General features: G+C 54.0%; 11 protein-coding genes. 5 read left to right on the plus strand and 6 right to left on the minus strand.

Translation table 11 applies throughout. The features are described from left to right. Positions 1-8 precede the first annotated feature (8 nt). The 4 genes from QSJ80_RS13535 to QSJ80_RS13550 form a co-directional block, all read right to left on the minus strand. A complete protein-coding gene (locus tag QSJ80_RS13535) occupies positions 9-1,499 on the minus strand; it encodes a dihydrolipoamide acetyltransferase family protein (RefSeq protein WP_285765005.1) in 1,491 nt (496 codons plus the stop codon). Next, entirely contained in the window at positions 1,499-2,509 is a 1,011-nt protein-coding gene (locus QSJ80_RS13540; RefSeq protein ID WP_285765006.1) for an alpha-ketoacid dehydrogenase subunit beta, read from the minus strand. The genes QSJ80_RS13535 and QSJ80_RS13540 overlap by 1 nt, the downstream gene beginning before the upstream one ends. Positions 2,510-2,578: 69 nt before the next feature. Continuing rightward, positions 2,579-3,595 (minus strand): thiamine pyrophosphate-dependent dehydrogenase E1 component subunit alpha, encoded by a 1,017-nt coding sequence (locus tag QSJ80_RS13545; protein WP_285765007.1) that lies wholly within the window; start codon positions 3,593-3,595, stop codon positions 2,579-2,581. A 62-nt stretch (positions 3,596-3,657) separates the two neighbouring features. Further along, on the minus strand, positions 3,658-5,064 hold the full coding sequence (locus QSJ80_RS13550) for a carotenoid oxygenase family protein (RefSeq protein ID WP_285765008.1): 1,407 nt from the start codon (positions 5,062-5,064) through the stop codon (positions 3,658-3,660). A gap of 214 nt (positions 5,065-5,278) precedes the next feature. On the opposite strand from QSJ80_RS13550, the gene QSJ80_RS13555 reads away from it, so the two are divergent. After that, positions 5,279-5,725 (plus strand): nuclear transport factor 2 family protein, encoded by a 447-nt coding sequence (locus QSJ80_RS13555; RefSeq protein WP_285765009.1) that lies wholly within the window; start codon positions 5,279-5,281, stop codon positions 5,723-5,725. Between the two features lie 40 nt (positions 5,726-5,765). On the opposite strand, the gene QSJ80_RS13560 is transcribed toward QSJ80_RS13555, so the two are convergent. Next, complete coding sequence (locus tag QSJ80_RS13560) at positions 5,766-6,500, minus strand: enoyl-CoA hydratase (protein ID WP_285765010.1); 735 nt, start codon at positions 6,498-6,500, stop codon at positions 5,766-5,768. A gap of 68 nt (positions 6,501-6,568) precedes the next feature. Next, entirely contained in the window at positions 6,569-7,582 is a 1,014-nt protein-coding gene (locus QSJ80_RS13565; protein WP_285765011.1) for an NADP-dependent oxidoreductase, read from the minus strand. A gap of 325 nt (positions 7,583-7,907) precedes the next feature. Between QSJ80_RS13565 and QSJ80_RS13570 the strand changes: the two genes are divergently transcribed. From QSJ80_RS13570 to QSJ80_RS13585, 4 genes are all read left to right on the plus strand, one after another. Continuing rightward, positions 7,908-8,564, plus strand: a complete 657-nt coding sequence (locus tag QSJ80_RS13570) for a nitroreductase family protein (RefSeq protein WP_285765012.1) — start codon at positions 7,908-7,910, stop codon at positions 8,562-8,564. Between the two features lie 311 nt (positions 8,565-8,875). Further along, complete coding sequence (locus QSJ80_RS13575; protein ID WP_285765013.1) at positions 8,876-11,254, plus strand: TonB-dependent receptor; 2,379 nt, start codon at positions 8,876-8,878, stop codon at positions 11,252-11,254. A gap of 234 nt (positions 11,255-11,488) precedes the next feature. Then, positions 11,489-11,839 (plus strand): putative quinol monooxygenase, encoded by a 351-nt coding sequence (locus QSJ80_RS13580; RefSeq protein WP_285765014.1) that lies wholly within the window; start codon positions 11,489-11,491, stop codon positions 11,837-11,839. A 79-nt stretch (positions 11,840-11,918) separates the two neighbouring features. Then, the gene (locus QSJ80_RS13585; protein ID WP_285765015.1) at positions 11,919-14,102 is read left to right on the plus strand and encodes a molybdopterin-containing oxidoreductase family protein; all 2,184 of its coding nucleotides are present in this window, start codon (positions 11,919-11,921) and stop codon (positions 14,100-14,102) included. Positions 14,103-14,122 lie beyond the last annotated feature (20 nt).

Below are 14,122 nucleotides of genomic sequence, written 5' to 3' on the forward strand. Positions count from 1 at the left end.
TTACTCCCCTACAACAGCATGGACGCAGGATTTTCCAGGAATCCCTTCAGTGCCTGTAGGAACTGAGCCGCTACCGCGCCATCAATTGCCCTGTGATCACTGGACATCGACACTCGCATCACCGTCGCTGCGGTGATCTCGCCGTCGCGTACCACAGGCTTTTCCTTACCAGCACCCACTGCCAGGATCGCCGCCTGGGGGGAGTTTATGATGGCGTCGAACTGGTCGACCCCGTACATACCCAGGTTGGAGATGGTGAAAGAACCACCCTGGAACTCATCCACGGTCAATTTGCCGGTCTGGGCTCTTTTCGCGAGGTCTTTGGCTTCCGAAGAAATCTGCGACAGGCTCTTGTTGCCGGCATTGCGAATCACCGGAGTAATCAGACCGCCATCAATCGCAACAGCCATAGAGATGTCCGCCTGCTCGAACTGACGAATAGCGTCGCCTGTATACTGTACGTTCACCGCCGGGACACGCTGCAAGGCGCCTGCGCAAGCCTTGATAATGAAGTCGTTCACGGAGAGGCTATGGCCGAGCTCGGCATTCATATACTTCCGTTGCGCCAACAGGCTATCGATCTCAATATCAACGCTTACTCGGTAGTGCGGTATGGTCTGCTTGGATTCTGACAAGCGCGCTGCAATGGTCTTGCGCATGCCGCTGAGCGCAACCTCACTGTAATCAGACAGCCCACTCAGGGCCCTGGCGGCCTGCTCGATATCTTCCTTGGTTACTCGATTGCGACGGCCGGTCGGCGTCACATCGTGCAGGTTGATATTCAGCTTTTTCGCAAGTCTGCGCGCTACAGGAGTAGCGGCAATGCGCGAGTCATCAATAGTCGTGCGTTGCGCCGGTTGCTCCGCCATTGCCTGCTTTGCCTTCCGGGCAGGCTGTACGCTAACACCCGCGGCCTTCTCCACGTCCTGCTTGGAGACCCGGCCGTTGCGACCAGTGGCCGGCACATTGTTCAGGTTGATGTTATGTGCTTTTGCTATGCGACGCGCAACGACAGAAGCTTTCACCCCGGAGTCATCCGGTCCATCTGCAAGGGATGCTGCAGCAGAAGCAGTCGGAGCCTTATCGGCAACGGCGGGGGTCTCGGTACTGGCGGCCTCCGCGGCCTGTGCTGGCGCACCGTACGAAACCTGACGCTCAGCGCTATCGTCGCCCTCGGATACCAATGGCTTGTTCAGGGCGGCGGCATCCGGCTCGAAATTTTCGACAAAGGCATCGATCTCTGCCTCGGTGACATCCCCCTGGGCTACGACACCGAGCAACATCGCGACCCGGTGTATTTCACCCGGTTGCGCCACGATGCGAACCAAAGTGCCATCACAACTACTTTCAGCAGTATTAACGATCTTGGAGGTTTCTATATCGACGAATTCGTCGCCAATGGATATCTGATCGCCGACGTCGACACGCCACTCGATCAGCTCGCCTTCCTCCATCGACATGCCCCACTTGGGTACGGTCAATGCGTGCAGTTTGCTCATTAGACGTACTCCACTAATTCACGGATGGCAGCTTCGATATCGGCGTCACCGGGCATCCAGGCCTGCTCCAGGTTTGGTGCAAACGGAACCGGCGAGTGGGCGGCGGTAACTTTTCTGATCGGCGCGCGTAAGGATGAAAATGCTTTCTCGGCGACGATACTGGAGATATCCGCGGCAATACCGCAGCGCGGGGTCATTTCATCGACCAGTAACAACTTGCCAGTGGTTTCTACGCTCTCCAGGATTGCTTCTTCATCCAGCGGCGAGGTTGTGCGAGGGTCGATCACATCGCAGGTGATACCCTCTTCCGCCAACCGGTCAACGACCGCCAGCACTTTGTGCATCGGGTTGGAGATGGCAACAATAGTGAGATCACTGCCTTCGCGATAGAAGTTTGCCTCGCCGAATGGGATCGTGTACATCTCGTCCGGCACTTCACAACTGGTGTCGTACAGCATTTTGTCTTCGACAAAAATGACACAGTCATTATCCTTGATTGCCTGCAGCATTAGCCCCTTCGCATCATAGGCGTTGGTCGGGCAGACAACTTTCAGGCCCGGCACCATGGTAACCATCTGGGTCAGGTTCTGTGAGTGCTGCGCACCCGCACTCCAGCCCGCACCGGTAGTACAACGAACCACCATCGGACACTGGGATTTGCCACCAAACATATAATGAAATTTGGCAGCCTGATTGTAGATCTGGTCGAAGCACACTCCGAAGAAATCCATAAACATCAATTCGGCCACGGGGCGTAGGCCAGTCTGCGCTGCGCCCGCTGCGGCGCCGATAATCGCGGACTCAGTAATTGGCGTATCGATCACGCGCTCCTCACCAAATGCTGGCAACAGCCCCTTGGTGATACCCATCACGCCACCATATGCATCGCGCGAACCTTCACAACCGGCGCCACCGGAAACTTCCTCGCCCAGCACGATTACGCTGGCGTCATCCGCCATGGCTTGATGAAGTGCTTCGTTAATTGCTTCTCTGTATGTTTTTACTGGCATTCTTCCAACTCCAATTCTTATTGTTTCCAATCTCGTTTTACCAAGAGCTCACGGCCTGCGCCGGCTCAATCAGTATTCAGAGCTGTAGACGTTATCCATCAGTTCAGAGATTTCCGGGACAGGTGCGGCCAGACCGGCCTCCGTGGCCCGTCCCATAAGCTCCGCCACTTCCTCGTCAATCTTGTCGAGTTCGGCGGCCGTTGCCAGTTTCTGCTTGATCGCCGCCTTGCGAGCAATCACCAGACAATCCTGCTCCTTCATCAATGTTTCGATTTCGTTCTCGCCACGATACGCTTGCGGGTCGCCCTCAAAGTGCCCCTTGAAGCGCGGCACGCTGGCTTCGATGGTGACTGGCCCCTTGCCATCACGGCAGTGCTGCACGGCCTTCTTACAAACTTCGGTCACAGCGAAAATATCAGTTCCATCAACCTTGAATGCGGGCATGCCAAATGCCGCGGCCCGGCCGGCAATATCCCTGGAACCCACTGCATAGCTCGCGTGAGTACCCTCTCCATAGCCGTTGTTTTCGAAAAAGAATATCGCGGGCAGTTTCAATACGACGGCAAGGTTCATCGCTTCAAAGGTTGTACCCTGATTCGAAGATCCATCCCCGCCGAATGCAACACCGACCTGCGTGGTACCCAGCGTCTTGGCGGAAAGTGCAGCACCAACGATCAACGGTGGCCCGCCACCAACAATCGCGTTCGCACCGAGCATGCCCTTATCGAAATCCGCGATATGCATGGAGCCGCCCTTGCCATCGCAAATGCCGCCCTGCTTGCCCATGATTTCCTTCATCATGCCGATCACATCACCGCCCTTGGCGATGCAGTGTCCATGACCACGGTGCGTACTAACGACATAGTCATCATCGTTAAGCAATTCACAGATCCCAACGCCGGCCGCCTCCTGGCCGGAATACAAGTGAAGAAAGCCCGGGATATTACCCTTCATAAATTCTTCACTGATCTTGTCTTCGAAACTGCGAATTGTGCGCATGCTTCTATAGGCCTTTAGGAATTGGTCCCTATCGAGAACCGGAGCCTTCTTCTTGGCTTCAGGGCGCTGCTTTGTAGCTGTAGACATTTTCCGCCTCGTTCATTGTCATTAATCTTTTTTGGAACCCAGAAATCTGGGGAGAATTGAATTCAGAGCGTGAGTCCCTGCATCCAGTTCGCATGAAAGCCATTGGGAATGCGTGTCGGCACATAAATTTTTGCAACCGGCCCCTTGTCAAAGTCGCCGGCGGACACAATCGACAGATACTGACCTTCCCCGGGGTTGAAGACGAAGCACATAACCCAGCCATCCTCTTCCCGCTCGCTATCCGGATTCGGCACATATACCGGCTCGCCGGCATTGGCTTCAGGGCCGTAGTCGCAAAGCTTTGTTTCGCCGGTATTGAAATCGTAGCGGCCAGTACAGTTGTAACCGTGCGCATCACCCCAATCTCGATTGCTCGACGCAGCAAAACCGTAACGATACTGCTTGCCCATGAGCCGCTCATCCACGCGTGAGAATTCACAGAAGACATCGGAAAACTGCTCGTTGGTGACAGTTTTTGTCGCCTTGTCCAGCGTCATCCGATACATGCGACGTGGCTGCTTTTCAACACCGGTGCCCTGCGCCTGAGTGAAGGGCATGGAGTTTATCCAGACGTAATCAATAACAATCTGGCCGTCGCGCTCGAAGCCATTACAGAAGTGCCAGCTGAAGAAAGCGTCGGTTTCGAAGGTGATAATATTGCCGGACCCATCTCTTGGGATGGCCAGGATTTTCGTGCCCTTTTCAGGCTCCCAGGAGAACGGATCCTCCCCGCGCATGGCCTTGGTCACATCGTGGAAGGCCGGAGCGTAAAAGATCACTACATAGTTCTGGGTGATTTGAAGATCGTGAATAATGCCTTTGCGATCAAACTGCACAGGTATGGTTTTCTTGTGTCGCGCGTGCTTATCGAAGATCTGGACGTAGTAGTTCGCACTGTCCCAGCGCTGGGTACAACTAACCAGGTCGCCCGAGTCCGGGCAAATTTTCGGGTGGGCTGTCAGCGCATCGCCGGCTTTTAGCGCACCGTCATAGTCATAGAGCCCAACAGTCGAAAGGTCATTGTTCAGCAGGTGTGGAAAACCACCTTCCCACATGGCCAGCAACTTGCCACCATGATAGAGCACATTGGTATTGGCAGTATTCTTGACCGGGTTTGGCTCTCCGCCGGCCTCGATGACTTCCCGCGGCACATCAAGTAATTTACCCACGCTGCCATAAAGGGTACGGTTGAACTTTCGTTCGGTCTTGAGATGGCTGGTTTCAACCCAGCGATTTTTGTAGGTCGCCTGTCCATCTTTCAGGTAAACCGCGTGGATCATCCCATCGCCATCGAGGGGATAAACATAGTGATTGGGCTGGAATGCGACGTTGGGGCCATCGCGCATAAAGGCGCCGCGCAGGTTTTCCGGAATTACCCCTTCGACCCGAAGCTCATCCGGACCGAAATCGCTCTCTTCAGAAACGGGGGCATAGTTGCCCTGCAGATAGGGAAAAGCACTTAAGTCCATGCATTCCTCCTCGTAACTTGTTGTTTTTTATGGAGGCCACCGACCAAACTACGAGATGAGGCCCAGGGTTCAATTCATACTAACAGCTCCAACAAAAAGAAAACAGTACCGATTGTTTATTTCCGTCAGAGTCGGGGATATAGTGTGATTGAGCGCCAATATTGCAGTCAGCGGCGAATACGGAAACGCATACAAAATAGACAGGGAGAGCAGCATGGAAACATTGCTAGAGCAAAACAGCCTTGAAGACGAGATCGCGTTGCGCAACCTGATGGCCCGCTACACTGACGCGGTCAACCGAAATGACGGCGCCAGCTGGATAAACTGCTGGGCCGACAACGCCTCCTGGGACCTGATGGGACTAATTGTCACCGGACAGGACAACATCCTCAATCTATGGCAACGGATGATGTCTAACTTTGAATTTGCATTGCTGATGCCCAGCAGCTGCCACTTCGAAGTAAATGGCAACAGCGCCACCGGCCACTGGTATCTGCACGAGTACACACGGAGCAAAGAGGGCGATGCCATCACTATTCTCAGTCGATATCAGGACAGCTACATCAAAGAAAATGGCAAATGGCTTTACCAGACGCGCAAGTATGAATTGATCTACAACGGTGCCCCCGACCTATCCGGACAAGTAGTCCCGATAAATTAATGGAAGGAAGGACAGATAGTATCTAGAGGGCGAGATAACTTTAGTCAGAATTGACCTGAGAAGAAGCCACCCTGTAAGCGTTTACGCTAGCCTCCTGCTCGAGAGACAACCCCTCCTCCAGCGGCAGACGCAGGCCGGTATCAATCAGACCCTTGATTGCATGCTGAGCCTTGCGATTGCAGGTTGCCATGTCACTGGCGATGCCAATTGCAGCAGCAAGCAACCTGTCTGGCTCAAAGATACGGTTTACCAGCCCCCATTCATACGCCAGTTGCGCGTCGATTTTACTACCGGACAAGCTCAATTCCTTAGCACGAAAAGGCCCAATAACACGCGGCAGAATTTGCGATACACCCCACGCAGGCAATATACCAACCCGAGCATGCGTATCAGCAAAAACGGCGTCACTGGACGCAACAATGACATCGCAGCGCAAAGCCAGCTCCAGCCCACCGGTGATCGCATAACCATTGACCGCTGCGATTACCGGGCAGCGCATGTCATCGAGCGCCTTCAATAAATTAGCACCAATCACACCCTCCCGGGCAAGATCCTCAGCACTTTCTCGCAACTCAACCAAATCCAGACCAGCGCAAAAAGCCCGCCCGTTTCCCGTCAAAACTACCGCACTCACACGAACGTTAAGGTTCAGCTCCAGCAATACCTCTGCCAGTCGGGTACGCATCTGTGCATTCAGGGCATTCATCACCTCAGGCCGGTTTAACGTGACGATCGCGACATAGCGGTCAATCTCCACCTCGATCAACTGGTCCACGGCATTCACTCCTGCATTAGCTCCCCGGGGGGGGGGCAGGTCGTACCTGCAAATCTGCAGGGGAACTATTACTCAGGATTCCGAATAATCAGTTTACCCTGGTTAGAACCGTCAAAAAGTCGAAGGAAAGTCGACAATACGTTATCCAGGTCATCGACAATCTCCTCCTTGAACTTCAGCTTACCGGCTATCACCCACTCGGCCAGCTGTGCGACACCTTCAGGAAAGCGATCTATATAGTCCAGCACAACAAAACCCTGAATCGTCACACTTTCCGCGACCAGCTGCCAGAGATTCTTCGGGCCTGGCGCATCGGCGTCGTTATAGGTGGAAATCCAGCCACATACGGCCACGCGGGCAAATCTATTCAGACACATCAATGCAGCATCCAGGATTTCTCCGCCTACATTGTCGAAATACACATCAACACCGGACGGACAGGCCTCCCTGATCGCTTGCACATAATCCCCGCAGGTCTTGTAGTTGATCGCAGCATCGAAGCCCAGCTCCTCGGTAATCCATCGGCACTTTTCATCGGTGCCCGCCATGCCCACCACATGGCAACCCTGCATTTTAGCGATCTGGCCGACCACAGAACCCACCGCACCAGCAGCCGCGCTAACCAATACTGTTTCGCCCTTCTTCGGCTTACCAACTTCCAGCAGACCAAAGTACGCAGTCAAACCGGTTGGCCCCAGCACACTCAAAAAATTACTCAGCGGAATACCCGAGTTTTCGTCTAGCTTTGTCATCCCTGCGGCCGGCCCAGTGGTAAAACGCTCCCAGCCACCTACAGAAATAACGACATCACCCTCTGCGACGAGCTCGCTATTGGATTTGACTACCCTGCCGATGACCGAACTGCGAATGGGATCGCCGAGAGCAATAGGCTCAATATAATTGTTGACCTCGCTCATCCACCCCCGAATTGCGGGATCCAGAGAAATAAACATGTTGCGTATAACTGCCTCGCCTGCAGCCGGATCCTGCAAAGGCACATCCCGGAAAGGAACTTCCTCAGGAGTCGGCGCTGCAACCGGTCGGGAAGCCAGGTAATACTGCCGATTGATTAATTCGTTCATATGCGAAAGGCCCTTCGTGAAATCGTGCAATACGCAAACGAAGCAACATTGCCCAGCGGGCACCGCGCTGCTCGCAGCAAGCGTCTGACAGGTGGAGAGTGGTATATGCGGGTACGCAACGCCCGAAACTAAAAGCGCTCAGTCACATACGGGCGGTGCACCATGACTAAAGCCAGAACCAAACTGGTACAGATGTGCACATCTCTCAGCCATCATCAGACTTCAGGGCAATATAATTCTACTAAAAAAATCAGTCAACCCTGATTGTTTTCTGGTATAAGTACCGTTCTTCGGTAATTGCGATCGCCAATCTGGAGACTAAAGAATGCCAAAACTGAACTTAAGCGCAGATCAGGTACTGACCACAACACGCGCGGTACGCAAGCGACTCGACTTCGAGCGGCCGGTTGAAATGGAAATTATTAAGGAGTGCCTGGAAATAGCCCTTCAAGCGCCATCCGGTTCCAATGCCCAGGGCTGGCACTTCGTCGTAGTGACCAATTCCACAAAAAAACAGCAGATCGCGGAGCTGTATCAACAGTCATTCGCAGAATATGAAGCCGGCCCCTACCAGCCAACGCAGCTGCATACAGACTCACCTGAAATGCAGTCGACACAGGTAAAAGTGTTGGATTCCGCCCGGTACCTGGCGACCAACCTGGCCAGGGCGCCCGCCCTTCTTATCCCGTGTTTTGCCGGAAGGCTTGACCAGCACGATACGCCCCATCACCTGGTGGCCGGGACCTACGGATCTACGCTACCTGCTGTCTGGAGCTTTATGCTGGCGGCCAGGGAGCGCGGTATTGGTACCTGCTGGACAACCCTGCACCTTTCATTTGAGCGAGAAATCGCCAGAATTCTGGGAATTCCGGATGATTTCAGCCAGGTCGCCCTGACCCCTATCGCGTACACAAAGGGCACCGAGTTCAAGCCTGCCCCGCGTAAATCCCTGGAAGGAGCGTTACACATTGACAATTGGTGATTCTGGCGAGCAAACAGGCCTGCGTATATCAGATATGCGTCATCGCGGAATCTGCCCGGCTAACAGGCCCGGCCGCCCCGAGCAGCAAGCATCAAGTCCAGACACAAAAAACAGTCAAACCTGTTTGTTATAAGGCTGACCCTCTGATATCGTTGTCTGGCGATGATAGCCACATTCTGGCACTGTATAGAGAGCAAACGGATTTCCGGGTACCTACCCGAAAGAAAGACAATAACCATAAAAAGGTCGAAGGGAACATGATGAAGAAATGCATAGCGCCTATAAGCTTAACCCTGATTGCAGGTGTAGCGATGCCTGCGTTCGCCCAGGAAAGCCAGTCCGGCTCGGAACCCAGTATCGAACACATAATAGTGACCGCAAACAAACGTGAACAGGACATCCAGGAAGTCCCGATGTCTGTTAGCGCCTTCGACAAAAATTTCTTTAAAGATTCCGGCCAAACTGATTTTTACGCACTGGAGCAATATACGCCGAGCCTGAAGATCCAGTCTGGCCCGGATACCAGAACCACCTCTATTCGCATACGCGGCATCGGTTCTGCCGGTTCCAATGCGGGTATTGACCCCAGCGTCGGTGTCTTTATCGATGGCGTATACCAGGGGCGCGCCGGGATGAACATCAGCGACCTGGTGGATATAGAACGCATTGAGGTGCTCCGGGGTCCACAAGGAACCCTGTACGGCAAAAACACTGCGGCCGGCGCCATTAATGTGATCACCTCCAAGCCCTCATCGAACTACGAGGCCGAAGCGGATCTGGTACTTGCAAACAATAATCGCAAGGAACTGAGGTCCATGGTGAATGTACCGCTAGGTGACGCCGGCAATGCCATGCGCGCGAGCGCATTCGTCATCAAGGGCGACCACCTGTACGAAAATGCCTTTAATGGTGACGAGCTCAACAACGCAAATAAGTGGGGCCTTAAAACGCGCTTTCTGTTCGACCTTGAAGACAGTGAACTGCTGATCAATGCAGATTATTCAAAGGAAGATACCGACTGTTGCGCACTGGCCGTAATTGATTACAACGGCATTTCGCCGATCATGATCGGCACACCCATGACCCACATTCCTTCTGCGATGTTGCCAGGCCTGCCGTATACAGCCCTGGAAACCGCTCCGGGCACTATTGGTTCACCGCCGCAAGCGGACGCATTTGGTGATGACTACTGGCTCAATGACGAATTGAGCAATGAAGTAGAAGTGGGAGGCTTGTCCGTCGACTGGAGCTTCGAAGCTCCGAATTCCCACAGCGTGACCCTCATTAACGCCGCGAGAACCTACTCTTCCAAAAGTAGCTATGACGGTGATTTCACAGCCTATGATGCCGCATCGCCAGCAACCACCGATGTAGACCTGAACCAGTTTTCATCAGAACTTCGAGTGGCCTCTCTGGGCGACAACCTGGTGGACTATCAAGTAGGTCTGTACGGTTACTATTCCGACTTTGAAACCACAGGCAGCCTGGGCATGAACGAAACGATCCTGCTCAACTCCCCCCCTTTGCAGACTGGCCTGCCGCCACTATCTGCGATTCTCGGCAGCCGCTCGGAAAATATTGACGTTAACAAATATACAACCAGTGCCCTGGCTATCTTTGGCCAGGCAGTCTGGAATATCAGTGATCAATTAAGCGCGACATTTGGTATGCGGGTCACACAGGAACAAAAAACGCGTAAGGGCTCGCAACGCACCCTGCGAACTCCGATGCCAGGCCTGCCGCCGGAATCCCTGCCGCCGTTCCAGTTCCTGCCCTTTGACCTCGCACCAATTGCAGGCGCAGACGTCGACTTTGACCAGAAGCGTGCCGATAGCAACATTTCACCATCACTCAATATTCGCTACTTCGTGAATGATGATGTAATGACTTATGCCAGCGTAAGCAGGGGTTTTAAATCCGGCGGTTTCGACCAGCGACGGGTACCAGTCCTCGCCTATGGCGCTATTAACGGCGGCAATGATGCTGCCGGCGAGTTTGACGAAGAAGAAGCCACCAGCTACGAGCTAGGCTGGAAGACCAGCCTGCTGAACAATCGACTGACATTTAACGGCACTTTCTATTTCGTAGACTACGAAGACTTCCAGGCACAGGCGTTTGACGGCGCAAGCACCACCGTAACCAATGCCGGCGCCCTGGAAAGTTACGGCTCTGAAATTGATATCTTGTTTGCCGCCAGCGACAAGCTGACCCTGGGCAGCGCAATCGGCTACAACAAGGCAGAGTACAAGGAGTTCGACAAGGGCCAGTGCACCGCCATGGACTCCCTATTCTGGTCCCTGGCTAACCCCACCATTCCATGTGTGACTGATCTCTCGGGTAAAACCCTGGACAACGCGCCCGAATGGACCTACAGCTCGTACGCGCAGTACGAACAGCAACTGGGATCGGACCTGATGGCAATCGCCCGCCTCGAGCATAACTTTATCGATTCGCACTACCTCGATCAGGACCTGGATCAGAGCCTTTTCAACGAGGCCGTCGATCTGGTTAACCTGCGCGTTACCCTCACCAACCTCAATCGGGACTGGGAAGTGGTCGCCTGGGGCAGAAACCTGCTGGACGAGGAGTATTTCCTGATGGGTATCGACATTCCCACCATCGGTGGTTATGCCGGCGTAGTCGCCCCAAGGTCTACCTACGGGGTTACCGTACGCCGTAATTTCGACTAGTTTGTCAGGCAAGCTCCGCCCTGCGCGGGGCCTGCTCCCTTTTCGAAAAGATATTCTCTTCCTCTCCCAGCATGACCTGCGTGTACAAACGCCGGACATTAGCCAACACCATTTCCCAGCCAATTCAGCTCACTCTAAAAATCAGTCAGACCTGATTGTTTTGACCGCATTTGTTTGGTAACTTGACTTGAAACTTAAACCAGATGACGACCAGCACCAATCCAGGAGCTTGCCATGACCGTACTCATCAACGGAACCGTAGACATCAAAGCCGAAGATCGCGCCAATGCACTGGCCGCTGCCACCGCGCTCATCGCCGAGACCCGCTCGCAAAAAGGATGCAACCACTACGTGTGGTCAGCGGACCCCACCTCGGATACTCGCATCTATGTCTATGAAAACTGGGAATCCTCTGAAGACCTGTCTGCTCACCTGGCAGGGCCCTTTTACGCCCAGATGCTTGGCATACTGGGAAGTTTCGGCATCCTCGATACAGCGGTCTCCAAATTCAAGATTGCTATTGAAGAGCCTGTATACGATCCGGAAGGCAATCCACGCGGAGATTTTTTCACAGAGCCGGCATAAGTATTAATTGCAGAAATAGAAGTAAGTAGCACATGCCGATAACCGGCCAGGCTTGACAGGAAATGCTGGAGAAAATGCGATGGCTGACGTTAAGGAAGAAAAAATAATAAAAACCTACTGCCGGTTCTGCCATGCAACCTGTCCGATGGAAATTTCCGTCAAGGACAACAAGGTCACTGGCCTTCGGCCAGATACCGATAATGAGGTTTTCGGCGGCTATACCTGCCTGAAAGGGCGCCAGATGCCCGAGCAGCTGTATCACCCGAGCCGCATTCAGGCATCACTCAGAAAAAACGATGATGGCAGCCGCACGGAAATCAGCACAAGCCAGGCGCTTGATGAAATAGCGGAAAAGCTCGCGGAAATTCGGGAAAAATACGGCCCGCGCAGTATTGGCAGCTACAACGGCACCGTTTCTTTCCAGAATTCTGCTACCCACCCGGTTGCCAAAGCGTGGCACACGGCACTGGAGTCTCCCTCGTACTACACCAGTATTACCATCGACCAGCCGGCGAAGGTCGGCATCGGCCAGGCGAGGATGGGCTTCTGGCTCGGCGGCAACCATACCTGGCGGGACTCTGATGTTGCGCTGATTATTGGTAACAACACCCTGGTGTCCCACTTTTCCATCCCCGGCGGGATTCCCTCGTTCAGCCCCAGCAATGCGCTGCGGGAAGGCAAGAAACGGGGACTGAAAATTATCAGTGTGGACCCGCGCCGCAGCGAGGTTGCAGCGCGTTCTGATATACACCTGCAGATAAAGCCTGGTCAGGATGCTGTATTACTTGCGGGCCTTGTCCACATTATCCTGAACGAAAACCTGCATGACGAGGAATTCTGTGCAGAGAATATCGAGAACCTCGATGCGCTGAAGCACAGCATCCGAAAGTTTACGCCGGATTATGTTGCCGAACGCACCGATCTGGCTGAAGAAGACATTCTTGCTGCAGCCCGCATGTTTGCGGCTGGCCCGCGAGGTTCCGCCACTACCGGTACCGGTCCGGAAATGGGCCCCTACCCGAACCTGGTACAACACCTCACCCAGACACTCAACGCAATCTGCGGACGCCACTATCGCGCGGGAGAAAAACTTCCCAACCCGGGTGTTCTATCCCCCCCAATGCCACGCCTCGCGCAGGCCGTGCCTCCACAGCCAGAGTGGCTCACAGGCATTCGCAGTCGCGTATCCGATGATATTGGCGAGGTCACAGTACTGACGGCCAACGGCCCTCTCAAGGAAATGCCAACTGCAATCTGCGCAGACGAAATCCTTATGGAAGGTGAAGGTCAGATCAAGGCGTTGATCTGTGTGGGTGGCAACCCACTGCTCGCATGGCCAGGCCAGGAGAAGGCCTTCAAGGCACTGAAGAACCTCGAGCTACTGGTCTGCATCGACTACAAGATGTCAGCGACTGCGGAGCTGGCAGACTATGTCATTGGCTCCAAACTCTGCCTGGAGCGTGACGACCTTACCGTTCTCACCGATATCTGGTATGAACAGCCATACAGCCACTATGCCAAGACTGTGGTCGAGGCCGAAGGCGATGTCATCGAAGAATGGGCACTCTTCTGGGAACTGGGAAAACGGCTTGGCCTGCAACTGGAAGTCGGCGGGCAACCGCTGGATATGGAGAAGCTGCCTTCCAAATACAGCATTCTGGAAAAGATGACCGCTGGCTCCAGAGTTCCGCTGAAAGAAATTTATGAGAAAGACGGTGGCCACGTCTTTGATGTCCCGGAAGTCGTGATCCTGCCCCCTGACCCCGCGAGTAAAGGCATGCTGGATCTGTTCCCGGAAGGCCTCGAAGAAGAACTGGAAAACGCTGCCCGGGATGCAGACAGCAGCTTCGCCGCGAAAGGCGAATACCAGTTCCTCCTGATCAGCCGCAGGATGAAAAATACTTTCAACTCGACTGGCCCGGAGTTGAGTTTCCTTGCGAAAAAAGGCACCACAAACCCGGCATATATACACCCGGACGACCTCGATGCCCTCGATATCAAGGATGGTGAAATCGTGGCAATCAAATCCGAGCGTGGAGAGATTCCTGCCGTCGCGCAGGGGAGCCCGGATATCAAGCGCGGAGTCGTTTCCATGGCCCATTGCTGGGGCCCTGCTCCGGATGGCTGCGGGGATGACAAGGTTCGTGAAATTGGTGCCAATACCAATCGCCTGATCAATAACCTCGACAAGCCGGAAAAGTATTCCGGTATGGCACAACAAAGTGCGGTTGCCGTTCAGGTGCGAAAACTGACATCCGCATAGGCCAGCGCGCCAAAACACAA

This window comes from Biformimicrobium ophioploci (assembly GCF_030270605.1).
GTDB classification, from domain to species: Bacteria; Pseudomonadota; Gammaproteobacteria; order Pseudomonadales; family Cellvibrionaceae; genus Biformimicrobium; species Biformimicrobium ophioploci.

Excerpts from the sequence above, each read along its gene's own strand:
- QSJ80_RS13535 (WP_285765005.1), bottom strand. The coding sequence starts at position 1,499 with ATGAGCAAACTGCACGCATTGACCGTACCCAAGTGGGGCATGTCGATG.
- QSJ80_RS13540 (WP_285765006.1), bottom strand. The coding sequence starts at position 2,509 with ATGCCAGTAAAAACATACAGAGAAGCAATTAACGAAGCACTTCATCAA.
- QSJ80_RS13545 (WP_285765007.1), bottom strand. The coding sequence starts at position 3,595 with ATGTCTACAGCTACAAAGCAGCGCCCTGAAGCCAAGAAGAAGGCTCCG.
- QSJ80_RS13550 (WP_285765008.1), bottom strand. The coding sequence starts at position 5,064 with ATGGACTTAAGTGCTTTTCCCTATCTGCAGGGCAACTATGCCCCCGTT.
- QSJ80_RS13555 (WP_285765009.1), top strand. The coding sequence starts at position 5,279 with ATGGAAACATTGCTAGAGCAAAACAGCCTTGAAGACGAGATCGCGTTG.
- QSJ80_RS13565 (WP_285765011.1), bottom strand. The coding sequence starts at position 7,582 with ATGAACGAATTAATCAATCGGCAGTATTACCTGGCTTCCCGACCGGTT.
- QSJ80_RS13570 (WP_285765012.1), top strand. The coding sequence starts at position 7,908 with ATGCCAAAACTGAACTTAAGCGCAGATCAGGTACTGACCACAACACGC.
- QSJ80_RS13575 (WP_285765013.1), top strand. The coding sequence starts at position 8,876 with ATGCCTGCGTTCGCCCAGGAAAGCCAGTCCGGCTCGGAACCCAGTATC.
- QSJ80_RS13580 (WP_285765014.1), top strand. The coding sequence starts at position 11,489 with ATGACCGTACTCATCAACGGAACCGTAGACATCAAAGCCGAAGATCGC.
- QSJ80_RS13585 (WP_285765015.1), top strand. The coding sequence starts at position 11,919 with ATGGCTGACGTTAAGGAAGAAAAAATAATAAAAACCTACTGCCGGTTC.